21 protein-coding genes are annotated in these 21,270 nt (G+C 71.7%); 11 read left to right on the top strand and 10 right to left on the bottom strand.

The window, feature by feature from the left end; all coding sequences use genetic code 11:
- Position 1 precedes the first annotated feature (1 nt).
- The 10 genes from KZ829_RS10865 to fdhA all read left to right on the top strand — a co-directional run bounded on the left by KZ829_RS10865 (position 2) and on the right by fdhA (position 8,967).
- Positions 2-649, top strand: a complete 648-nt coding sequence (locus KZ829_RS10865; RefSeq protein ID WP_308285426.1) for a sugar transferase — start codon at positions 2-4, stop codon at positions 647-649.
- The gene (locus KZ829_RS10870) at positions 639-1,685 is read left to right on the top strand and encodes a hypothetical protein (RefSeq protein WP_220143724.1); all 1,047 of its coding nucleotides are present in this window, start codon (positions 639-641) and stop codon (positions 1,683-1,685) included. Before KZ829_RS10865 ends, KZ829_RS10870 begins: the two co-directional genes overlap by 11 nt.
- Positions 1,686-1,736: 51 nt before the next feature.
- Positions 1,737-2,939, top strand: coding sequence for a DMT family transporter (locus tag KZ829_RS10875; protein WP_220143725.1), 1,203 nt, complete (start codon positions 1,737-1,739; stop codon positions 2,937-2,939).
- 233 nt (positions 2,940-3,172) lie between these two features.
- Positions 3,173-3,601: a hypothetical protein gene (locus KZ829_RS10880; RefSeq protein WP_220143726.1), complete on the top strand. Its 429-nt coding sequence runs from the start codon at positions 3,173-3,175 to the stop codon at positions 3,599-3,601.
- Between the two features lie 547 nt (positions 3,602-4,148).
- A complete protein-coding gene (locus KZ829_RS10885) occupies positions 4,149-4,643 on the top strand; it encodes a DoxX family protein (RefSeq protein ID WP_220143727.1) in 495 nt (164 codons plus the stop codon).
- A 59-nt stretch (positions 4,644-4,702) separates the two neighbouring features.
- A complete protein-coding gene (locus KZ829_RS10890) occupies positions 4,703-5,185 on the top strand; it encodes a hypothetical protein (RefSeq protein WP_220143728.1) in 483 nt (160 codons plus the stop codon).
- Positions 5,182-5,883 (top strand): hypothetical protein, encoded by a 702-nt coding sequence (locus KZ829_RS10895; protein WP_220143729.1) that lies wholly within the window; start codon positions 5,182-5,184, stop codon positions 5,881-5,883. The genes KZ829_RS10890 and KZ829_RS10895 overlap by 4 nt, the downstream gene beginning before the upstream one ends.
- The gene (locus KZ829_RS10900) at positions 5,876-7,231 is read left to right on the top strand and encodes an esterase/lipase family protein (protein WP_220143730.1); all 1,356 of its coding nucleotides are present in this window, start codon (positions 5,876-5,878) and stop codon (positions 7,229-7,231) included. Before KZ829_RS10895 ends, KZ829_RS10900 begins: the two co-directional genes overlap by 8 nt.
- 41 nt (positions 7,232-7,272) lie before the next feature.
- Positions 7,273-7,653 (top strand): hypothetical protein, encoded by a 381-nt coding sequence (locus KZ829_RS10905; protein WP_220143731.1) that lies wholly within the window; start codon positions 7,273-7,275, stop codon positions 7,651-7,653.
- Between the two features lie 78 nt (positions 7,654-7,731).
- Positions 7,732-8,967, top strand: coding sequence for a formaldehyde dehydrogenase, glutathione-independent (fdhA, locus tag KZ829_RS10910; RefSeq protein WP_246635443.1), 1,236 nt, complete (start codon positions 7,732-7,734; stop codon positions 8,965-8,967).
- Positions 8,968-9,073: 106 nt separating this feature from the next.
- On the opposite strand, the gene KZ829_RS10915 is transcribed toward fdhA, so the two are convergent.
- Both KZ829_RS10915 and KZ829_RS10920 read right to left on the bottom strand, forming a co-directional pair.
- Entirely contained in the window at positions 9,074-9,244 is a 171-nt protein-coding gene (locus KZ829_RS10915; protein WP_220143732.1) for a hypothetical protein, read from the bottom strand.
- A gap of 153 nt (positions 9,245-9,397) precedes the next feature.
- The gene (locus KZ829_RS10920; protein ID WP_220143733.1) at positions 9,398-10,462 is read right to left on the bottom strand and encodes an oxidoreductase; all 1,065 of its coding nucleotides are present in this window, start codon (positions 10,460-10,462) and stop codon (positions 9,398-9,400) included.
- A 61-nt stretch (positions 10,463-10,523) separates the two neighbouring features.
- On the opposite strand from KZ829_RS10920, the gene KZ829_RS10925 reads away from it, so the two are divergent.
- Positions 10,524-10,877: a MerR family transcriptional regulator gene (locus tag KZ829_RS10925; RefSeq protein WP_220143734.1), complete on the top strand. Its 354-nt coding sequence runs from the start codon at positions 10,524-10,526 to the stop codon at positions 10,875-10,877.
- Here the strand turns inward: KZ829_RS10925 and KZ829_RS10930 are convergent.
- From KZ829_RS10930 to KZ829_RS10965, 8 genes are read right to left on the bottom strand one after another with little or no spacing between them, the layout of a single operon-like run.
- Complete coding sequence (locus KZ829_RS10930) at positions 10,861-12,783, bottom strand: purple acid phosphatase family protein (RefSeq protein ID WP_220143735.1); 1,923 nt, start codon at positions 12,781-12,783, stop codon at positions 10,861-10,863. The genes KZ829_RS10925 and KZ829_RS10930 overlap by 17 nt on opposite strands.
- A gap of 18 nt (positions 12,784-12,801) precedes the next feature.
- A complete protein-coding gene (locus KZ829_RS10935; RefSeq protein WP_220143736.1) occupies positions 12,802-13,815 on the bottom strand; it encodes a GNAT family N-acetyltransferase in 1,014 nt (337 codons plus the stop codon).
- Between the two features lie 22 nt (positions 13,816-13,837).
- Positions 13,838-15,067: an FAD-dependent monooxygenase gene (locus tag KZ829_RS10940; protein ID WP_220143737.1), complete on the bottom strand. Its 1,230-nt coding sequence runs from the start codon at positions 15,065-15,067 to the stop codon at positions 13,838-13,840.
- 11 nt (positions 15,068-15,078) lie between these two features.
- Positions 15,079-16,092: a GNAT family N-acetyltransferase gene (locus KZ829_RS10945; protein ID WP_220143738.1), complete on the bottom strand. Its 1,014-nt coding sequence runs from the start codon at positions 16,090-16,092 to the stop codon at positions 15,079-15,081.
- A 23-nt stretch (positions 16,093-16,115) separates the two neighbouring features.
- Positions 16,116-17,246: a hypothetical protein gene (locus tag KZ829_RS10950; RefSeq protein ID WP_220143739.1), complete on the bottom strand. Its 1,131-nt coding sequence runs from the start codon at positions 17,244-17,246 to the stop codon at positions 16,116-16,118.
- Positions 17,243-18,445, bottom strand: coding sequence for an O-antigen ligase family protein (locus KZ829_RS10955; RefSeq protein WP_220143740.1), 1,203 nt, complete (start codon positions 18,443-18,445; stop codon positions 17,243-17,245). The genes KZ829_RS10950 and KZ829_RS10955 overlap by 4 nt, the downstream gene beginning before the upstream one ends.
- On the bottom strand, positions 18,442-19,707 hold the full coding sequence (locus KZ829_RS10960) for a lipopolysaccharide biosynthesis protein (RefSeq protein WP_220143741.1): 1,266 nt from the start codon (positions 19,705-19,707) through the stop codon (positions 18,442-18,444). The genes KZ829_RS10955 and KZ829_RS10960 overlap by 4 nt, the downstream gene beginning before the upstream one ends.
- A complete protein-coding gene (locus KZ829_RS10965; RefSeq protein WP_220143742.1) occupies positions 19,700-21,253 on the bottom strand; it encodes a tyrosine-protein kinase domain-containing protein in 1,554 nt (517 codons plus the stop codon). Before KZ829_RS10965 ends, KZ829_RS10960 begins: the two co-directional genes overlap by 8 nt.
- Positions 21,254-21,270: the final 17 nt, after the last annotated feature.

Below are 21,270 nucleotides of genomic sequence, written 5' to 3' on the forward strand. Positions count from 1 at the left end.
CGTGCGCCCGATCTGGAACGGCCTCAACCGGCTGACCGCCCTGCTCCTTCTTCTCCTGCTCGCCCCGGTGATGCTGGCCCTGGCCGCCTGGATCCGGATCGCCGACGGCAAGGGTGTCCTCTTCGTCCAGGACCGCGGCGGTAGGAACGGCGTACCGTTCCGGATGCTCAAGTTCCGCTCGATGGTGCACAACTCGGTGGCGATGAGCGCCGAGTTGGGCATCGACGACCCGTTCGGCCTGGTCGAGAACGATCCGCGGATCACCCGGTGCGGCCGGTTCCTGCGGCGGACCAGCCTGGACGAGCTGCCCCAGCTGATCAACGTGCTGCGCGGGCAGATGAACCTGGTCGGCCCCCGCCCGGACGTGCTGCCGCAGGTCGCCTGCTACTCACCGGAGGACGCCCGCCGCCTCGAGGTGAAGCCCGGCATCACCGGCTGGGCGCAGGTCAACGGCCGTGACGACATCGACTGGGCGCAGCGGTTCGTCCTGGACCGCTGGTACGTCGACAACTGGTCACCCCTGCTCGACCTGAGGATCGTGTGGCGGACCGCGGTCAGCCTGAACCGCGACGAGCCGCCGGTCCACGTCGACCAGCTCAACATCACCCGTCAGCAGGCCCCCGCGGAGGAAGTCAGCCGTGTCGGCTGAGATCGGCTCCGAGTTCCACTGGGACCCGGCCGCCCTGCTCAGTACTGAGCGGGGCGGTCTGCCCGGCTGGCTGCCCACCCGGCGAGCGCTGTTCGCCACCGGGTGCGGCGCGCTCAGCTCGCTGCTGGACCTGCTGACCCCGGCCGGGCGGCTGCACGTGCCCACCTACTTCTGCATGGGTGTGGCCGAGGCGCTGTCCGCCCAGGTCCCGGTCACCTGGTACCGGCACCTGCCGGACGGGCGGGGGCCGCACTGGGACACGCTGCGCGCGGCGGACGGCGACGTGGTGCTGGCGCAGAGCCTGTTCGGCCGCGACGACGGCACCGCCTGGGACGCGTGGATGCGCGCGCACCCGGGCGTCACGGTGATCGAGGACCATTCGCACGACCCGTTCAGCGAGTGGGCCTGTGCCAGCACGGCAGCGTACGCGGTGGCCTCGCTCCGCAAGACGCTGCCGCTGCCGGACGGCGGTCTGCTGTGGTCGCCGCGCGGGCTAGACCTGCCCGTACCGTCCGGTCCGGCGTCCGGCGGCGCCGAGCTGAAACTGACCGCCATGCTGCTCAAGGCCGCCTGGCTGGACGGGCGGCCGGTGCCCAAGGACCACTTCCGTGAGCTCCAGCAGCGCGGAGAGCAGCAGTTGCTGGGCAGCGCGGCGGCGGCCTCCGCGTTCACCACCGCGGTGCTGCCGGTCCTCGACGTCGCCGGGATCCGCGCGGCGAGTGCCCGCAACGCCGCCGAGATCGTGGCGGCCCTCGTCGGGCGGGTGACCTCCGACGGCTTCCGGGTGCAGCTCACCTGCCCCTCCGGGCAGGTACGCGACGCGCTGCTCGCCCACCTGGCCCGCCACGGGATCTACGCGCCGGTGCACTGGCGGCAGGACCGGGCCGGGTTCTGGAGCGGCGACGACGAGGCGGCCGGCCTGGCCGACCGGATGCTGACCCTGCCGGTCGACCACCGGTGCGGCCCGGGGGATCTGCGGCGTATCGCGGAGACCATCGAAGGATTTGCTCGCTTGGATCTTTTCCGGGTCATATGATCCGAGTGTGACCGATCGATCCACCGAGCGTGATCTTGTGGGGGTTGGGCGATGACCTCCATGAGCTGGTTCGCGCTGGGGATGGCGATGTTCGGGGCGTTCAGTTACGCCACCGGATCGATCCTCCAGGCCGTCGGCGCCAAGCGCAGCCACAGCACGGTCAGCACCCTGGGTCACCCGCTCTACCTGATCGGCATCGGGTTCGACATCGTCGCCTGGGTCGGCGCGATCGTCGCCCTCCAGCACCTCGCGGTCTACGTGGTCGAGTCGGTCCTGGCCGGCTCGCTCGCGGTCACCGCCGTCGGCGCGTGGCTGTTCCTCGGCTCCAAGTTGCGCCGCCGTGACGTGGCCGCCATCGTCTGCACGACCACCGCCCTCGGCGTCCTGGCGCTCTCCGCCGGGCAGCAGCACGAGATGCTGCCGTCCACGCGGGTGCGGATCGGCCTGGTCGCGGCGCTGCTGTGCCTGTGGGCGCTCGGCTGGGGCGCCACCAGGACCGGCCGGCCCGGCCTGATCGCCATGATCGGCGGCTTCTCCCTCGGCGGCGCGGCGATCTCCGGCCGTGCCCTCCAGTTCCCCGACGAGGAGATGCGGCAGGCGTCCACCGCCGTGGTCGCGGTGGTCACCGAGCCGGTCACCTGGACCATGATCCTGTTCGCGCTGACCGGGATGCTGCTCTACGCCAGCGCCCTCCAGGGCGGCGAGGTCGGCCGGGTCACCGCGGTCCACTGGACCGGCGAGGTGGTGCTGCCGTCGATCATCGCGCTCACCCTGATCGGCGACACCGTCCGCCCCGGCTGGGAGTGGGCCGCCCTGGCCGCCGGCGCGGTCACCGTCGGCTCGGCGATCGTGCTGGCCTCGGCGCCCGCCGCGGTCGCCCCCGCCGGCGACGAGCCCGCGTTCGCCCCCGCCGGCACGGCCGTCATGGTGCCGCCGCCACGGGCCGGGCTGGCGCTGGTGCCCGCCGAGACATGGCGGCTGGCCATCCCCGCCGAGGCGTACTGGCCGGCGCTCCAGCCGCCACTGGTCCGCGGCTACGGGACGATCATGTGGTGGGGCTCGCCGATCACCCCGCAGCCGCTGTGGGTCCCCCCGGACCGCACCCTGAGCCCGCCCGGCGCCATCCCCTCCTGGGCCGGCCCGCAACTGCCCGAGGCCCGCACCGCCAGGCCGGCCCGGAACGGCCTGCGGCGCGCCCACCGGCGTGCCGCTCTCCCGGCCGCCCCGCGGCGTTCCGGACGGCACGCGGCCTAGCAGTCGTTCGATTCACCACACACGCCCCTCCAGGCCGGCGAACCTCGTGGCCGGGACGCGACCCGGCGTTCCCCCACCCGGAGGAACGAACACATGATCAGGAGCAACGCCGGAGGGGCGCCGGCCGCCGTCGTCATGGGTGCCAACCTCGGCCGTGAACGTGCCGGATCCGCCCACCTCGCCGATCCGCCGCAGTAGCATCGGGGGCACGGTGAGCTGCGGCGGTGGTCGATATGAGTCTGCAATGGTGGTCGATCGAGATCCTTGACGGGCCGTTGTCGTCCGCCGAGCGATGGCGGGACTCGCACGAGCAGGTCCTGCTGTCCGCCGCGGTGTCCCACGGCGCCCAGCAGTGGGCGTGGCATCCGTTCCGCTGGGGCCTGCTCCTGGAGATCGCCTTCAAGGACGCCGAGGCCTGGCCCGCCTTCCGCGAGCTGCCCGCCGTCCAGGCCGCCCTCGACGCCGTCCCCGACCCGGTCAACGGCCTGCTCATCTACCCCGGCCGGGGCGGCAGCGCCGGCCGCCTCCAGCCGCGCCGCCCACGCCCCACCGCCGGAGCCGGCGCCGCACCCCTGCCCCGCGAACCGGTCCGCACCCGCGTCGCCCTCGCCGAGACCGAACCGGCCCCCACCCGCGGCGGTGTCCTCACCCACACCGCCTGACCAGCCTCGCTCCGCCCACGTCCCCGGCCGCCCGTCGGCCGGGGACGTCTTTCACCCCGCGTCACTCCATCCAGGACCTTCCCTCACGCCCCTTTCCGGTACGCCCCTGGTGCTCTGCCGTGGAATACCCGCGAGCGTCTGCCCACGCACGCCTTTGCCGCGCCCGCCGGGCTGAGCTGCCCACTCACCCTCACCCCCGGCCGGCCGTGAGCGCTGTCTCGGGGCGTGAGACGGCTCTGGGAGCCAGCTGCGCAAGATCGGCTGCTTGTCCTCGTTTGTGGACGGATGGTGGGTGAGGGGCCGCATCGGCCGGACGCGGGCGTTACGGCCTGGAGGGTGCAGGTGGTCGCTCGGCGCGGGCGGGGCGTTGATTCTGCTTCTGGGGGCGCTGTAGGCGTACCGGGAATGGGGTTCAAGCGGAGGCAGCGGGGTGAGCGGACTCACGCGGCGGGAGCGACGCGCGGCGGCGGATTCGTCGGCGAAAGCCGCCGCCGGATCGTTAAGGGCAGAGCGCGGCAGACGCGCGAAGGTCCGGAGGGGAGGCGTCATGAGCGTCGGTGAGCTGGTACGAGTCGGTGAGGAGATCCCGATGCGGGTGCGGATCGCCGCATGGCTGGGTGCGCGCAGCCCGGAAGCGCTGCGGATCTCGCTCGGGATGATCCTGGTGATGTTCGGGAACCTCAAATTCGTCCCGGGAGCGTCACCGGCCGAGGCGCTGGTGATGCGGACCGTGGATCTGCTGACGTTCGGGTTGATCGGCGGGCGGGCCGCGGTCGTCGGAACCGCCCTGGTGGAGGTCGCCCTCGGGGTGGTGCTGATCAGCGGGATCGCGCTGCGGGCCGGGCTGACGCTGCTGTTGCCGGTGCTGGCCGGGATGATGTCGCCGCTGGTGCTGTTCCCGGCCGACCTGTTCGTGAACTTCCGGCCGACGCTGGAGGCGCAGTACATCATCAAGGACATCGTCTTCGTGGCCGCCGCGGGCGTGCTGATCGCGCACTCGCTCGGGGCCCGGATGGTGGTGCCGACTTCGCGGCGCCTCTGAACGGAAACCGGGCGCCCGGCGTAGACCCCAGCGAGACGTCATGCTGGGAGGTGGGCGCGATGGGGCTGTACGGGGACCCGGACGAGCTCGACCGGCTGGCCGCCCGGCTCCGGGAGAGGGCCGCACGGATCCGTGACGAGGCGGCCACCCACGAGGCGCGCGGGCACGCCGCCGAGTGGGTGTCCGACGGGGCCGCCGCCTACCGGGAGCGGCTCAGCCGGGACCGGGCCGAAGTGGACCGGCAGGCCGCCGAGATCGAACACGCGGCCGCTCTGCTCGCCGAGCACGCGGAGAGCGTCCGGCAGATCATCGCCGACATCGCCCGGATCGAACGCGAGACCCGCCAGTGGTTCGTGGACACCGGGAAGAGCCTGGTGGACCGGGCCGACGACCTGATCGAGGCGGCCGGGCGCACGCTACGGCGAGGGCTGACCGAGCCGCCGTGGGTGAACTGGCCGGTCCGGCCGGACAACCTGCCCGCCGCCGGTGACATCCGGTGGCTCGAGGTGGGGCGGTTCATGCGCGGTGAGGGAGCGCTGTGACGGCGGCCCGGCGGCTCGTCCTCGATGGCGACGAACTGCTCGGCTACGCCCGGGAGCTGGGGCTCGCGCTGCCGCCGGGCATCGTCACGGACTCCGGCCGTCCGGTGGTCTCCGGCCCGCCCGCGGTCGAGGCGCTCGCCGTGAACCTCGGTGTGCTCGCCCGGCCGGTGGCGGCGGTGCGGGTCGAGGCCGGGATCGACGGGCGGGCGTTGCGCGGCTGGTACGCGCTGGCCGGGATGTTCGGGGCGAGCCTGTTCGCGCTGCCCGGCGACCGGGCCGAACTGTCCCTCTTCCCGGCCGTGGAGATCGGGCGGGAGCTGCTGCGGGCCGTACCCGACGAGCCGGCCTCGGTGCTGTCGGTGCTCAACCCGGCCTCGGTGCTCACCGGGACCGTGCCGCTGGACGAGCTGCGGGAGCCGGATCCGGCCTGGTTCACCTGGCTGCCACGGGACACGACGGGACCGGTGGCCCGGGCCCGCGCCGTCACCCACGGGACGCTGTCGGCGCTGGTCACCGGCCGGGCGCCGAACTCCGGCGTGCTCGCCGGGCGGGTGGTGTGGCTGCGTACCGGCGACCGGTGGACCGGGATGCGGCCGCTGCCCGGCCGGAGGGTCCGGTTCGAGCCGGTCGAGGCGGCCGACTTCCCGAGCTGGCTGGCCCCGGCACTGACCACCGTGCTGGAGGCCTCCCATGGCTGAACCGGAGATCACCGGTGGCGCGGGCGGGGTCAGCGCCGACTACGCGGACCTGGACATGCTGGCCCGCGGCAGCGACGACCTGGCCCTCACCCTGGGACGGATCAGTGTGGACTGCCACGCCGTCGCCGCCGACCCGGACGTTCTCGCCTCGGCGGTGCTGTCGCCGATCACCGCGGCCCGCTTCGAGGCGGCGCTGGTGGAGGCGCTCGACGGACCCGGCGGGCTGAGCGGGCAGGCGGCCGAGTTCGGGGTACGGGCGGTGGGGCTGCGGGCGGCTTCGGCGTCGTACGAGGCCACCGACGCCGCCGGGGCGGCCCTGATCGACGCGGTCCGGTGGAGCGCCGGAGCGATGGCGCCGGTGACGCTGCCGGCCGGGATCGCCGGGCTGCTGATCACCGACCCGGGCATCGTGACCGGGCTGATCGAGGATCCGGGCTCGTTCCAGCGGATCATCACCGACCACCCGGGCATCGTGGACGCGGTCGTGGGCGGGGCGCCGGGGCTGCTGAACCTGCTCTCCGGCGGCGCGGTGGTCACCGACGTGAAGGGCGGCGCCGACCTGATCGCCGGCCTCTACCCGGACGGCACGCCGAGGGTCACCGAGGTCGAGGGCATCGACAATCGCGCACAGGCGGTGCCGAGGAACCTGGGCGACATCTTCGAGGGCCTCGATCATCAGAACCGCACCGTGACCGAAGGGCAGCCGGACCGGATCGACGTGAAGCAGATCGCCGGTCCGGACGGTACGAAGTCGTTCGTCGTGAACCTGCCCGGTACCAAGGACTGGAACCTGCCCACCGACGGATTCAACCGTGAACTGAACGACCTCGGCACGAATGTGCACGTGCTCGGCGGCGACGTGACCGCCCGGGAACGCGCGATCGCGATGGCGCTGCAGCAGGCCGGCGCCAGTAGCACCGATCCCGTGATGCTGGTCGGGCATTCGCAGGGTGGCATGGTGGCGATGCAGGCCGCGCACGACCGGGGAACCGCGGACTTCGACTTCAACGTCACCCACGTGGTGACGGCCGGTTCGCCGGTCGGCCGCATCGAGGTTCCGGACGACGTTCAGGTGCTCTCCCTGGAGAACAAGAACGACATCGTGCCGCACCTCGACGCCGCCGACAATCCCGACCGCCCTAACCGGACCACCGTGACCTTCGGCGACCAGCATGGAACCTTCGAGGGCAATCACGGAACGACCGAGTCCTACCTTCCGGCCGGCCGGAACCTCGACGGGAGCACGCACCCGTCGGTCGTGGGCTTCCGGAACAGTGCCTCCGCCTTCCTTCCCTCCGGCGACGCGGCTGTGACCTCCCGCGTCTTCGAGTTGAGCCGCGAACCATGACAGGAGCCCCCGTGAACCGCCGTTGGATACCGCTGGCAGTCATGCTGCTGATTCTCGGGATATCGGGCTGCGCTCAGAGCCCGGAGACCCGGGAGGCGAACAACGCCATCACGCAACGGATGGAGGCGGTGCTGGCGGAGAATCCCGATGTTGTGCGGACGACGCTGAGCTATCAGAACAACATCACCGCCGGGAAGTCACTGGATGCCAGCGTCGGCGTTCGGGAGGGCGCCGATCTCGGGCCGGTGGCGGAGGAGACCACCAAGGTGATCTGGACGAGCGAGCTGGCACCGCTGCGTAACGTGACCGTGTATGTCTGGGACACCGGCGACGATGCCCGCTACGACGAGCGCCGGCTGAATTTCGAGGACACGGCGCTGATTACGGAACTGGAGGGCAAGTACGGGCCGCGGCCCGTCTAGGCATCATTTGTCACTACTGAGGGTTTTCTTCACGTCACGCTGCGGATGAGACTGGCCGTGACTAGTGAAGGAGGCGCCATGGGCAACAGAGCCGTTGTCTACCAGGGCCCCGGACGGGTCGAGGTGCACGACATCGACTACCCCGGGTACGAGATGAGGGACGGGCCGGGGGTCAACAAGGAGAACGTGGGCCGCCGGACCCCGCACGGAGCGATCCTCAAGACCGTGGTCAGCAACATCTGCGGCAGCGACCAGCACATGGTCCGCGGCCGGACCACCGCTCCGGAGGGCCTGGTCCTCGGGCACGAGATCACCGGTGAGGTGGTGGACGTCGGACCCGACGTGGAGTTCGTCCGGGTCGGCGACATCGTGTCGGTGCCGTTCAACATCTCCTGCGGCCGGTGCCGCAACTGCAAGGAGCGCAAGACCGGCGTGTGTCTCAACGTCAACCCCGACAGGCCCGGATCAGCGTACGGGTACGTCGACATGGGTGGCTGGGTCGGTGGCCAGGCGGAGTACGTGATGGTCCCGTACGCCGACTGGAACCTGCTCCGTTTCCCGGACCGTGACCAGGCCATGGAGAAGATCCTCGACCTGGCCATGCTCAGCGACATCTTCCCGACCGGCTACCACGGCTGTGTGAGCGCGGGCGTGACCACCGGCTCCACCGTCTACATCGCCGGCGCCGGACCGGTCGGGCTGGCCGCCGCCACCTCGGCGTTCCTGCTCGGCGCGGCGGTCGTCATCGTCGGCGACCTCAACGACGAGCGGCTCGCGCAGGCCCGCAGCTTCGGGTGCGAGACGATCAACGTGGCGCACGGTGACCCGGTCGAGCAGGTGCAGCAGATCCTCGGGCGGGCGGCTCCCGCGATCGGGCAGCCGCTGGTCGACTCGGCTGTCGACGCGGTCGGGTTCGAGGCCCGGGGACACGGGCGGGACTCGTCGACCGAGATGCCGGCCACCGTGCTGAACTCGCTGATGGACCTCACCCGGGCGGGCGGGGCGATCGGCGTGCCCGGTCTGTATGTGACAGGTGACCCGGGCGGGGTGGACGAGGCCGCGCGGACCGGTTCGCTGTCGTTGCGGCTCGGCCTGGGCTGGGCGAAGTCGCACTCCTTCGTCACCGGCCAGTGTCCGGTGATGAAGTACAACCACCAGCTCATGATGGCTATCCTGCACGACCGGGTGCGGATCGCGCGCAACGTCAACGCCACGCCGATCCCCCTGGACGAGGCTCCGCGGGGGTACCAGGAGTTCGACCAGGGGGCGGCCCGCAAGTACGTGCTGGACCCGCACGGCGTGCTGCGCCGGTGACCGCTTCTAGGGAACCGTGATGGTCAGGTTCGCCACGTAGCCGGCCGACACCGATCCGGTCACGGTCGCCATCTGGGTGGCGGCCAGGTCGTCACCGAACACCATGTCACTGGCCAGGGTGACCCGGCTCAGGTTGGTGACGCTCTGCGCCACCGGCCACGGCCAGGGCGCCGGCCCCGCCGATCGTGGACAGCATCCGCCGCCGTGTCATGACGGGTAGGTCGTAGGCGAGGCCCTTGTCGTGCACCTCGCGCACGAAGGCTTCGTTGTCCTGCATGGGTTCCTCCTTCTGCCGTTGGGGGAAACCGCATCGAAACATCGAAGTCTATAAATGACCTGTGGTTGATCTCCGGGCTGGGCATACCGGCTGGGTCATCCCTTGCCCCCGAGGAAACAGTTCGTGTTTCGAGTCCCTACCGGATGAGGCACGTCAGAAGTAGACGTCCTCGTGGGACTTGTCGTAGTCGCGGATCTCGGTCAGGCGGTTCTCGGTCACCAGGCGGGCCCAGGCGGGGTTGCCGAGCAGGATCCGACCTGCGGCGACCAGGTCGTACTCGCCGGTGGTCAGGCCCTCGGCCAGGCGGGAGAGCTGCGGGAAATCGCTGGTCAGGCCGATCGAGCCGACGGTGATCGACGGGCGGCCGGTCAGCTTCTTCGCCCAGCCGGCCAGGTTGAGCGGGGAGCCGGGGAAGGCCGGTTCCCAGAAACGGCGCTGGGAGGCGTGGAAGGCGTCGGCGCCGGCGTCCGCGAGCACCGTGAGGATGTCGGCGAGTTCGGCGGGGGACTGGGCGATGCGGGCCTGGTAGTCGCGTTCTTTGAACTGTGAGAAGCGAAAGATCACCGGGAGTTCGGCGCGGACCGCTCGGATCACCTCGGCCGGGAACGCGGCACGGCGAGCGGGGGAGCCGCCGAAGGCGTCGGTGCGGTGGTTGGTGGCCGGCCAGAGGAATTCGTCCAGGAGGTAGCCGTGGGCGCCGTGGATCTCCACGGCGTCGAACCCGGCGCGGGCCGCTACCCGGGCCGACTCGGCGAAGGCGGCCACGATGGTGTCGATGTCGGCGGTGGACATGGCGTGGCCGCCCACCCCGGACGGGGTCCACGCCTCGACACCGTCGACCGGGCGGCGCTCGCTGCCGAGATGCCACAGTTGGGCGGCGATCCGGCCGCCCACGGCGTGGACCGCCGTGGTGACGCCGCGCCAGCCCGCCTCGGCCGCGCCCGCCGTCATTCGCGGGACGGTGGTCTCGTGGCTCGCGCTCGGGTGGCCGACCAGCGTGCCCTCGGTGACGATCAGGCCGACGCCGTTCTCGGCCCGGCGACGGTAGTAGTCGGCGACCTCCGCGGTGGGCACGCCGCCGGGGGAGCGGAAACGGGTCATCGGCGCCATCACGAAACGGGTGGGCAGATCCAGCCCGGCGAGCGTGAACGGGACGTTCGCGGCGGCCAGGCCGAGCGGGCCGGCGGCGGGAGAGCGGTGGGCGGTTGTCGTTGCCATGGGGTGACGCTAAGACTTGACACTGATGTGAGGGTCAAGCGTTGTGAGCCGGGAGACAGGTATGCGGATCGGGGAACTCAGCGCCGCCACCGGCGCCAGCGCGCGGTCGTTGCGGTACTACGAGGAGCAGGGGCTGCTCGGCAGCGAGCGCGGCACGGGCGGGCAGCGGCATTACCCGGCGGCGGCGACCGAGCGGGTGGGCCTGATCCGGACGTTGCTGGCGGCAGGGCTGTCCACCGCCACGATCCGGGACGTGCTGCCGTGCGTGGCCGACGAGGCGATCCGTACGCCGTGGCTGGCCGGCCGGCTGGGCGAGGAACTGCGCCGGGTGGAGGCGCAGATGGCGGACCTGCACCGCACGCGGGACATCCTGGCCGGCCTGGTGGAGCGGTACGCGGTCAGTGGGCGACCGTGACCATGCCGCGGCCGGCGATCCGGGCGAGGGTGATCCGGTCGATCTCGGTACAGGGCTGCTTGGTGCCGGGCAGGGCGTCGGCCAGCGTCCGCACGGTCAGTGTGGTGGTCCCGCCCGGGGCGGCCGGGACCACGTCGACGGCCAGGAAGGCGTAGGCGTCGTAGCGGACCTGCGACCAGTCGATCGCCTCCGGGACCCGTACCCCCGCTTTTTGTCCTGATTTGCCGATCACCGTCGTCGCACCGGACCAGACGTAGCTGTTGTCGACGCTTTCCGTGTTGTTCTCCGGATTCCTCGGCCGGTAGCCGCGGTAGCGCTCACCCTCGGGCAGCGTGTGCGCGCCGGACGGCTTCACACCGGGCGGGGCCGGCGCCTCCGGGCCGGGCGCCGGGCGGAACGGGTAGCGGGGCCGCCCGCCGGCGCCGGCGCAGATGTAGGTGACGCCGTCGTCGGCCGGGCGGATCGTGGAGCCGTCCGGTGCGGAGCGGGTCCTACGGCCGAACCGGATCGGGTCGGTCCGTTCGAGCTGGTGGTTGTGGCCCTGGATGGCCAGGTCCACCCGGTACTTCGAGAAGAGCGGGTCGAGGGCGTCCCGGACACCGCCGTCGGAGGCGTGTTTGTCCGAGGTCGAGTAGGCGCACTGGTGGAAGAACGCGACGATGAAGTCGACCGTGGTCCCGGACCGCCACTCCCGCAGCACCGACTCCACCCAGCGCACCTGCCGGCCGCCCGAGTAGCCGGTGTTGGTCTGGAGTTCGGCGCACAGGTCGTTGGCGTCGATGGCCAGGAAGCCGACGTTGCCGTAGACGAACCGGTACGCCGACGGGCAGCCTTGAGGGCCGTTGCCGGGCAGGTCCAGCCGGGCGAGATGGCCACCGTAGCCGTGGTCGCCGTGGATCGGCTCCATGTCGTGGTTGCCGGTGGTGAACATCCACGGGACGAAGGCCGCCAGCGGTTCGATCTGGTTGAGGAAGACGTCCCACACGTACGGGTTGAAGAGGTTCTTTCCGGTCGGCGCGGTGCGGGACATGGCCATGCTGTCGTCGGCGGGCAGGCCCTGGCCACTCGGGTTGGCGTAGCAGATGTCCCCGGCGAGCAGCGCGAACACCGGATTCTGGGTGCGCATCAGATCGACCTGGGTGACCGCCGGCCACGGATCGGCGCCACCGGCCCCGGCCACCGGATCGGTGCTCAGGTAGGAGTTGTTGTCGAATACGGCGGCGGGCCAGGCGCCTCCGGCCCGGCGGACCACGGCCGGCTGCTGATGCCAGGAGTGCCGCGGGTCGGTCGGCGCCGTGTGCGTGCCGACGTCGGCGAACGCGGTGAAGGTGAACGGCGCGGCCACCGTGCCGTACCCGGCGGAGAACCGGGCGGCCGCCGGCCCGGGGGCGGCGGTGAAGTGGGCGTCCCCGGTCACGGTGCCGTCGGAGAGGCGGATCCGGTAGTGGTGCACGGCGCCCGGCGTCAGCCGGTCCATCACCGCCTTGACGTAGAACTGGCTGCACACGGGGCCGCCGATGATCGCGTCGCTGCCGGTCAGGTGACGGATCTCGGCCGGGAAGGTCGCGCCGTAGCCGCCCGGCGCGGTGCCCACCTCGACGATCGCCCGTAGCCCGGTCGGCAGCTTGCCGGTGCTGCTCACGAGCTGAGCGGTGACCGCCATCGCCCGCCGCGGCACGCCGTCGGCCCCGGGGACGAACGACAGGTGGCGGCCGGAGACCACCACCCCCGCCCGCCCGGCCCTGCCCCCGCCGGCCGCGAACGCCGCACCGGCCAGCCGGTACTGGGCGTACACCAGACCGCCGCCGGTCAGCGCGGCCCGCAGCGCCGCCCGCCGGCTGACCCGGTGCCGGGCCAGGATCCGGTCGTTCAGCTCGGTGTACTCGTCGATCGTCTCCGGCCTCATGTCCGATATGATGCCAAATCATCGGTACGGAGGGAATCGTCCTGACATGAGGTCGGGTGTCGGGGTGCCGGCCAGCTTCTCGAACGCGACCGGGTCGGTCACCATCCGCCACGTGTGGAAGTCCTGGCGCCCGGACGCGAAGGCCGCCTTGTAGCGGAACAGCGAGTCGTCCGCCCCGCCCACCCCGCCGCCGATATGGTGCACCAGGTTGCCGTGCTCCCGGCCCCACCGCCGTACCTCGTGATAGAGCAGTTTGTCCGCCCACCAGATCTGCCCGTCCCGGGTGGACTGGAGATGCGTCTGCATGATCCGCCGGTACGCGAAGAACAGGTTCCCGCCCAGCACCTCCCCGTCCCGCAGCGCCACGGCCAGGTGGACGTGCCCGTCGAGCGCCTCCCGCAGCCGCTGGAAGTGATCCCGGTCGAAGAAGTAGAACGCCGTGGCGCCGACCCGCCGCATGGTGGCGTGGTACGTCTCCACCCACGCGTCGAGCAGCCCCCAGTCGTCGACGACGATCTCCACCCCGGCCCGGCCCGCCTTGTTGATCTGATTGCGGTGGCTCCGGTGGGTTTCCTGCCAGAGCCGCTCGGGGCTCAGGGTGAGGTCCACCGAGACGGTCTCCCCGTGGTGGACGACCGTCCCGGTGCCGGCCAGCACGGCCGCCGCCGACGGCAGCAGCGGATGCAGCCGGGCGAAGACGCTGATCACGTCGTTGGTGCGCAGCACACCGGCCATCGCCAGGGTGGCCCGCTCCCAGAACCCGGTCTCCGACGGTGGCACGTCACTGACCGGCCCGGGGTAGCCGTACGGGGAGACGGCATCCCGTAAACCGGTGCCCGGCACGTCGCGCAGCACCAGGGGAAGCAGTAACACCTGGCCCATCTCGTCGTACCGGAACGCGATCGGCGTACCCCCGGAGAGCCGGGCGTCGAGCGTCACGTAGGAGGGTAGGTGGTAGACGTCGTGGTGGACACGCCGCAGCGCCTCGGTCCACGCCGGGTCGCCGGGGTGCAGCAGGGCGCCTTCGGCCATCGGTCATCCCTTCGGTCGGGTGTCACGCCGTATGCGGTATCGCCTGTCGCGTCGCCATCTGGGCCGTCGTGGGCCGGCGCCGGGCCCGGCCGGCCCGGCGCGCGCTCAACGTCCACCGCAGCAGCGTGCGGGGGACCGTGCTCTGCGTCGCCATGTGCAGCAGGTAACGCCACGTCGGATATTCGCCGCGCCGGTTCGACAGCGCGTACGAGAAACGTTTGGCCGGAAGACTCGCGTACTCGGGCATCCGCTCGAACCACGCGCTGCTCGCCCGGGCCGCCTTCTGCAACGGCGCCAGCGCCGCCTTGCGGCGATGCTCGTAGCGTTCCAGGGCCACCGGCAGATCGTCGCCGGATGCGACGGCGTCCGCCAGCGCCATCGCGTCCTGCATGGCCAGCTTCGTCCCGGAGCCGATCGCGAAGTGGGTGGTGTGCGCCGAGTCTCCCATCAGGACGATGTTCCCGTGGTCCCAGCGCTGGGCGGTGACCCGGCGGAAGTTCAGCCAGCCGGTGCCGCCGACCTCGGCCCGATGGTCGATCAGCTCGGCGCCGTCCAGATGCTTCGTGAAGATCTCCGCCAGCCGGGCCGTCCCGGCACGCGCGTCCATCCGGTCGAAGCCCAGGCCGGCCCACGTCTCCGGGGTGCATTCCACGATGAACGTGCTGGTCTTGGAATCGAACGGGTACGCGTGGAACCAGATCCACCCGGCCTCGGTCTCCTCGAACCCGAAGGTGAACGTGTCGAACACCTTCGGCGTGCCCAGCCAGATGTAGCGGTTCCGGGCGACCTCCACCTCGGCGCCGAAGTGCTCGGCGTGCGCCTCCCGGATCCGGCTGCGTGCCCCGTCGCACGCCACGATCAGGTCGGACGGCGGCAGATCGGACAGGTCGGCCAGTTCGTCCGAGTACCGGATGTCCACACCGAGCTCGACGGCCCGCTCGGCGAGGATCTCCAGCAGCCGGTGCCGGCCCAGGCTGAACCCGTAGCCGGCCAGGTGGGTGTCCGGTTTGCCGGTGGCCCGCACCGCGTACTCGTCCCACTTGTAGGCGGCGTCCCAGATCCGCCCGGCGCTGACCGGGTCGTACTCGAACAGGTCGTCGAGCAGGTCGTCCCAGAACACGACACCCCAGCCCCAGGTGACCCCGGCCGGATTGCGCTCCAGGACGGTGACCTCGTTCGCCGGGTCCGCGAGCTTCGCCAGCGTCGCGAAGTACAGGCCGGCGGGACCGCCGCCGACGCAGGTGATCCGCATGACGATGCTCCTCAGCGGTAGGACGGGAAGGTGGTGGTCAGGTCGGCCGGGTCGGCGCCGGGCTTGCGTTCGCGGACCAGGTCCTCGTACGCCGCCGGGTCGGCGACCACGCGCCAGGTGTGGAACGGGTGCCGGCTGGGCGAGAACCCCGCCTTGTACGAGAAGAGCGAGTCGTTCGCGCCGCCCTTGCCCCCGCCCAGGTGGAACACCCGGTCGCCGCGCTCCTTGCACCAGCGGCGCACCGAGTCGTAGAGCAGCTCGTCGGCGTACCGTTTCGGCGCCCGCCGGGTGGACGAGACGTATCCGGTGGCGATCCCGTCGTACGAGAAGAAGGTGTTGCCGCCCACCACCTCGCCGTCCTCCAGCGCGACGACCAGGTGCATCCGGTCACCGACCGCGTCGTGCAGCGCCGTCAGGTGCTCGACGGTGAAGAAGTAGTACGACGTCGCGCCGACCCGCCGCATGTTGTCGTGGTAGACGTCGACCCACTCGCCGAGCCGGCTCCAGTCGTCGAACACGATCTCGGTGCCCGCACGTTTCGCCCGGTTGATGTGGTTGCGGTGGTCACTGCGGGTCTGCTTCCACATCTCCTCCTCGGAGACGGTCAGATCCATCGAGACGGTCTCGCCGTGGAGGACCAGGGCGCCGTGCGCGGAGAGGACCGGCGCGGGCGCGTCGAACAGCGGGTGCGTCCGGATGAACGCCGAGACGATGCCCTCCTCCCGCAGCGTCGCGACGAACGCCGCACACGCCTGGTCCCAGAACACCGGGTCACCGCGGCCGACCGGGCCGGGATACCCGTACGGGGAGATCGCGTCCCGCAGCCCGGAGTCCGGGATCTCCCGCAGGATCAGCGGGATCAGCACCCGCCGGCCGTGCCTCTCGTAGTGGAACGCGGCCGGCGCCCCGCCGTAGAGCCGGGCGTCCAGAACCACGTAGTCCGGCACGTGGTACATGTCGTGACCGACGTGCTGGAGCGTCTCCTTCCACTCGCGGGCCGCCGGATCCAGCAGCGATGCCGTCATGTCGCGTTGTCTCCTTCCGGCGTTCAGGCCCGCAGCAGGCGGGCGTTGAGCGCCATGTTCGCGGCGAACTGATCGTTCACCACCTGGTGTCTCTCCAGCCGCAGTTGCACGGCCGGGTCGTAGCGGCCCAGCTTCACGAAGCCGTCGGACCACCAGCCGTTGTCGGTTCCGGTGCCGTCCACGTAGGCGTGATAGGTCGTCCCGCCGGGCCAGACCACCTTGGTCAGCAGGGCCGAGAACGCCGCCATGTCCGCCGTCGACCAGCCCTGGCCGCGGTCGTGGGCCTCCACCACGTAGGTGACCACCGCGTTGCCGTGGCCCACGTCCTGGCCGGGCCGTTTCATCGAGCCCCACACGTCGCTCCAGAACCAGGCGGTCGGCTCCGCCGGATTGCGCCGTAACTGCCCGCGCAACCGGGTGCTGATCTCGTCGACCACCGCGTTGCACCGGGCTTTGCGGCCCTGGTCGGCGGTGAGGTGGGCCAGGTTCATGGCGATCAGCGCCCAGTGCGACGCCATGTGGGTGCGCTCGCGGTAGAGGTAGTCCTTCGTCCCCCGGGTGTGCCACTTGTCGAAGACGTCGGTCTCGGCGAAGGCGAGCAGCCGGGCGTAGCGGGCCCGGTATCCGGCGTTGGTCAGGCCCTTCATGGCGACCAGCAGGTTCGTGCCGTACCGCCACAGGTACGACTCGTAGAGCGGCACCTCGTCGCCGCCCTCGCCGGAGCGGCTGGACGCCCAGCCGGAGAACCGGTCCCGGAACGAGCTCTTCGGCAGCGACTTCGACGGGCGGGCCGAGGCCACCACGTTCTCCATGAACGTCAGCCCCCGGTCCAGGTAGCGGTGGTCGCCGGTGGCCCGGAACATCGCGGTGCACGCGTCGATGTCGTACGCCAGGTCGTAGTGGTCCCGGCTGTCCGTGGACCGGCTCAGCGGCAGCCCGTTGCGCAGCGAGAAGTCCCAGCTGCGCAGATAGACCCCGGTCCAGTAGGCCACCGTCTTGATCTTCAGCGCCTCCTGCATCGACGGCGGCGGGACCGGCATCGGATCACGGACGTCCGGCACGTCCTCGCCCGCCGCCCGGACCAGGTGCAGCCCGACCGCGCCCGCGACCGCCGCCCCGCCGAGCGAGGCCGCCAACAGCGCCCGCCGCCTCATTGCGCCACCGTCGCCAACGGAGTCACGGGAGTGGGCGCCGGCGCCGGCGCGACCAGGGCCGCCGCGGCCGCCATCGCCGCGAACATCCAGGCCAGCCGGGAGTCGTAGTAGTCACCGGAGAACAGGCCGCTGAGCGCCACGAATACGGCCGACGCCACGGCCAGCCCGGCGAGCTGGGGCCGGTGCCCGCCACCGTGGACGATCCGGGTCCACAGCAGCACCGACAGGGTGAGCAGCCCGAGACCGATCAGCCCGCCCTCGGCCGCGACCGCGAGCACGTAGTTGTGTGGATATTCGACGGCCTGGTTGACGCCGATCAGGCCGTAGAACCCGTCGATGCCGGCGCCGCCGATCGGATGGTCGGCGAAGAGGCGGACCGCGGCCATCCAGATGTCGGTCCGTCCGGAGAGATATTGTTCCTGCACGGTCTGTTCAACGAACCGTTCCTGGAAGAGGTCGGTGAACTCCGGCGGAGCCAGAACCCAGATCAGGCCCACCGCGACCAGCGACACCACCACCGACGCCGCGATCCCGGCGGCGCTCAGCCGGTGCCGCAGCTTGAGCAGCGCGGCGAAACCGACGACTCCACCGGCCACCAGCGTGCCGCGCGAACCGGACAGCACCGTGGCCAGCAGGAAGAGCGGGATCACCAGCAGCGGCAGCATCCGGCCGGTCAGCATGAACAGGGCGATCGCGCTGATCACGCCGAGCACCTCGATCCGGGCGAACACGTTGGGCCCGCCCCCGAAGGCCGAGTAGCGGCCCTGCTCGCCCGGCCCGCTGATGAAGATCGCGGCCAGCGCGTAGACGATCGCGGCCACGAAGAACAGCTGGAAGGTGAACCGGATGACGGTCTCCGGGTCGCCGGTCGTGTACTGGTAGGTCGCCACCAGCAGCACGCCCAGCAGCACCAGGTCCAGCACCTGCGGGCCGACCCGGGCGGCCGGCGGGGCCCACAGCGCCGAGGCGATCTGGAAGAGGAAGAACAGCAGGGCCACGATGATCCAGCCCTCCCGTCCCGCCTTCCCGCTCCTCAGCTCGGCGGCATTCAGGATCAGGACGGCCAGCGCGATGAGCACGCCGATCACCCGCAGGTCCACCCAGGCCAGATCGATCAGCCCGGCCCGGTCCAGCGTGTACCGGCCGCCGATCGCCACGAGGATCAGCAGCAGGCCGGGGGCGAGGAACGCCCGCCTCATCGTTCTCTCACGATGTTCGTCGCGATCATCGCGAACACCAGGCAGGCGCCGTACCCGGCCAGCGACCCGTAGGCCGCGCCGAGGATCCCGATCCGCGGGATCAGCAGGATGTACGCCGCGAAGCTCACCACGAAACCGATGATCTCGGCGGCCGACACCAGCCCGCCGTGCCCCTTCGCGATCAGCAGGCCCAGGCTGACCCGGGACACCGCGTACAGACCGGCCGCCACCACCAGCGGCAGCACGACCACCTTGGCGTCCGCGTAGTCGTGGCCGAACAGCGGCTCGATCAGCAGGTACAGGCCACCGGCCACGATCGGGACCACCACCAGGGCGTACGCGCCGACGGCCAGCAGGATCGGCGCGGTCCGCAGCGTCCCCTCCCGGTGCGACGCCCGCCACCGGCCCAGCCGGGAGTCGGCGTAGGCCCGCACCGGCCACGCCAGCAGCTCGGTCATGGTCGCCACCGACGCGTAGTGGCCGAGCGCCGCGGTGGACGCCAGCGCCGGGATGACCAGGCGGTCCACCCGCAGCATCGCCATGTTGGACAGCGCGGCCGGGAACAGCGCCAGGCCCTCCCGCCGGACCTGACGGTTCACCGCCGGGTCCAGCGGGGTGGCGGCCGCGCTCACCGGAAGCCGCGTCCAGATCAGCAGGTAGACGACGGTGGGCGTGGCGCCGGCGAACAGGTAGGCCAGGAACCACAGCTCGGGACGGGCGGCGCCGGACACGTACAGGCCGATCAGCATGGCCAGCAGCAGCAGCGCCTCGAGGATGCGGGCCACCAGGAAGTCCCGGACCCGGCCCACCGCGATCGCGATCGACCGGGTGGCCAGGCTGGCGGCCTCGATCAGCGCGAAGACCGCCAGCATGGCGACGATCACCCCGCTCGGTGTCAACCGGTCCGGCGCGGCCAGGTGCCAGATCACCGCCCCGGAGAGAAAGACCAGACACGGTACGGCGAGCAGGCGGGCGTACGCGCGCACCGCCGGAGCGGGCGCCACGTTGTGGTACGCGGCCACGAAGCTGCGCTCGGTGCCCATCAACAGGACCTGGGTGGCCAGGTACACCACCTGGAGCATCAGGGCGACCTCACCACGATGGGTGGGGCTGAGGGACCGGACCATCAGGATGTTGGCCGCCATCGCCACCCCACCGGTCAGCACCTGCGAGGCCAGGAGCTGGACGGACGGCTCCCGCAGCACCCGGCCGGCCAGTGCCGCCCGGGCCGGGGCGGCCTCCTCGACCCGCAGCTCACTCACCGCGCTGCTGCTCCTCGTCCGGAGTGGCCGCCGGCTCCTCCCGCGACGCCTCGCGCTGTGTGGGAACCTCCGGCGTCTCAGCCTCGGGCGCCTTCTCGATCTCCGGCTTCACCACCCGGGCCCGGCCGCGCGCCGTCCCGACCGGGGGCAGCGAGACGAACGTGTCCTCCAACCGGGCGGACGGCTGATCCCCGTCCAACCCGAAGATCAGATCGGGGCTGTCCGCGCCGCCGACCTGGGCGGAGTCCTGCCAGGAGCCGCCGGTCGGCAGTTTGCGCGGCAGGGAGTTCAGCACCGCGCCGGCCAGCCGGGCGCCGACCCGTTGCAGCAGGTCGATCGACTTCTCCACATCGGCCGTCCGGGTCCGGTTGGCCCGCACCACGAGCAGCGCGTCGTCGGTGACGTGGGCCAGCACCGACGCGTCGGCCACCCCGTGCAGGGCGGGCGCGTCCACCAGCACGATGTCGTACCGCTCGGTCAGGGTCCGGACCGTGGCCGGCAGCCGGGGCGAGGCCAGCAGCTCACCGGGGTCCGGAGCGTGCTCCCCGGCCGGGAGCACCGTCACCCGGCCGCCCAGCGAGCTCTGCAGCACGTCCGGCACGCGGGCGGTCCCGGCGAGCACCTCGGCCAGGCCGGGCGAGGCTTCCAGCGACAGGTAGCGGCCGACGCCGGGCGTACGCATGTTGGCGTCGACCAGCACGACCCGCGCCCCGGTCTCGGCCATCGCTATGGCCAGCCCGCACGCCACCGCCGTGGTGCCCTCCTTCCGGCTCGCACCGGTGAGCAGCAGCGACCGGCCGCGCCGCGGGATGCCGGCGTGCGGGTCGGCGAGCACCGGCAGCAGGCTGCGCAGCCGCCGGAACGCCTCGGCCAGCGCCTGATCGGGGTGGCCGTCACGGGGCCGCCCGCCGATCGAGATGACCCCGACCGAGTCCAGGCCGAGGCGCCGCAGGTCGGCCTCGTCGGTGACCGTACGCGCCGTCGCCTCCCGGACCGCGACCGCGACCGCCCCGATGAGCAGCCCCAGCACGGCGGCGAAGCCGGCGTTGCGGCCCAGGTTGCCCGGTTCCTCCACGGTGACCGCGTCCTGCACGATCGAGACCGCCGGGGCGGGACCGTCCCGCGGGTCGGCCGGCGCGCCGATCTGCCGGGCCAGGCCGACCAGGACCGCCGCCGCGGTCGTGACGATCTGCCGGCTCTCCTCCTCGGAGTCGGCGACCGCCGACACCACCAGCAGGTCGGTGCCCTCACGCACCTGCGCCGACAGGCTCTTCTGCACCTCGCCGGCGGTGACGTCGGGGCCCATCCGGTCGACCACGGCCTGGGCCACCCGAGGGCCGGTCAGCAGGGCGATGTACGAGTTGAGGCGCCGTGCCCCGGCGTCCGGATCGCCGGTGCCGACGCTGACGAAGAGGGTCAGCGACGATTTGTAGCCGGGTGATCCGGCCGCCGTCAGGCCCGCCGCGATGCCGGCCGCCACCAGCACCGGAACCACCAGCCAGAGCCATCGGCGCCGGCAGGCCCGTACGTAAGCGCGCAGTTCCACGCTGACTTCCCCCGATT

Source organism: Actinoplanes hulinensis (assembly GCF_019429605.1).
GTDB classification, from domain to species: domain Bacteria; phylum Actinomycetota; class Actinomycetes; order Mycobacteriales; family Micromonosporaceae; genus Actinoplanes; species Actinoplanes campanulatus.

Bases quoted from the DNA above. Each gene is read 5' to 3' on its own strand.
- KZ829_RS10930 (WP_220143735.1), bottom strand. From the start codon at position 12,783: ATGAGGCCGGAGACGATCGACGAGTACACCGAGCTGAACGACCGGATC.
- KZ829_RS10915 (WP_220143732.1), bottom strand. From the start codon at position 9,244: ATGCAGGACAACGAAGCCTTCGTGCGCGAGGTGCACGACAAGGGCCTC.
- KZ829_RS10885 (WP_220143727.1), top strand. From the start codon at position 4,149: ATGAGCGTCGGTGAGCTGGTACGAGTCGGTGAGGAGATCCCGATGCGG.
- KZ829_RS10900 (WP_220143730.1), top strand. From the start codon at position 5,876: ATGGCTGAACCGGAGATCACCGGTGGCGCGGGCGGGGTCAGCGCCGAC.
- KZ829_RS10925 (WP_220143734.1), top strand. From the start codon at position 10,524: ATGCGGATCGGGGAACTCAGCGCCGCCACCGGCGCCAGCGCGCGGTCG.
- KZ829_RS10875 (WP_220143725.1), top strand. From the start codon at position 1,737: ATGACCTCCATGAGCTGGTTCGCGCTGGGGATGGCGATGTTCGGGGCG.
- fdhA (WP_246635443.1), top strand. From the start codon at position 7,732: ATGGGCAACAGAGCCGTTGTCTACCAGGGCCCCGGACGGGTCGAGGTG.
- KZ829_RS10940 (WP_220143737.1), bottom strand. From the start codon at position 15,067: ATGCGGATCACCTGCGTCGGCGGCGGTCCCGCCGGCCTGTACTTCGCG.
- KZ829_RS10890 (WP_220143728.1), top strand. From the start codon at position 4,703: ATGGGGCTGTACGGGGACCCGGACGAGCTCGACCGGCTGGCCGCCCGG.
- KZ829_RS10945 (WP_220143738.1), bottom strand. From the start codon at position 16,092: ATGACGGCATCGCTGCTGGATCCGGCGGCCCGCGAGTGGAAGGAGACG.
- KZ829_RS10955 (WP_220143740.1), bottom strand. From the start codon at position 18,445: ATGAGGCGGGCGTTCCTCGCCCCCGGCCTGCTGCTGATCCTCGTGGCG.
- KZ829_RS10920 (WP_220143733.1), bottom strand. From the start codon at position 10,462: ATGGCAACGACAACCGCCCACCGCTCTCCCGCCGCCGGCCCGCTCGGC.
- KZ829_RS10905 (WP_220143731.1), top strand. From the start codon at position 7,273: ATGCTGCTGATTCTCGGGATATCGGGCTGCGCTCAGAGCCCGGAGACC.
- KZ829_RS10935 (WP_220143736.1), bottom strand. From the start codon at position 13,815: ATGGCCGAAGGCGCCCTGCTGCACCCCGGCGACCCGGCGTGGACCGAG.
- KZ829_RS10950 (WP_220143739.1), bottom strand. From the start codon at position 17,246: ATGAGGCGGCGGGCGCTGTTGGCGGCCTCGCTCGGCGGGGCGGCGGTC.
- KZ829_RS10880 (WP_220143726.1), top strand. From the start codon at position 3,173: ATGAGTCTGCAATGGTGGTCGATCGAGATCCTTGACGGGCCGTTGTCG.